Genomic DNA, 334 nt, shown 5'->3' on the forward strand with positions numbered 1-334 from the left:
CACGGTACCTTTGTTGACGGAGTCATGGCTAGATTCAATTAAAGCTCCCAGAATGTCGAGCGCATTTTCTTCATCCAGTTTGATTTCCTTGCCATGGCTGTCGGTCACGTGACCGGTGTGAATCGCATCGAGGATCCTTTCCCTCCATCTCTCCATGTCCTGGACGCTGACTTCGGGGATGTCCCTCAGTTTCATACCTGCCGGACGGGAGCCGTAGTTCTGTCCGCTCACCAAAGAGCTGAGATGGGGAGAGTAACCTTCCAGGGCATCGTCTAAGTTCTGGAACGGAGTCATCCTCTGAAGACCAACGGAGAGACGCTCACAATCATATCTG

The 334-nt window shown here is 52.4% G+C and carries 1 protein-coding gene; it reads right to left on the reverse strand.

What is annotated here, in order from left to right; translation table 11 throughout:
• The coding region (locus BB427_RS07275; protein WP_139119038.1) for a hypothetical protein at positions 1 to 334 on the reverse strand (334 nt) is incomplete at both ends.

Source organism: Pseudoalteromonas sp. BMB, assembly GCF_001709235.1.
GTDB classification, from domain to species: Bacteria; Pseudomonadota; Gammaproteobacteria; order Enterobacterales; family Alteromonadaceae; genus Pseudoalteromonas; species Pseudoalteromonas maricaloris.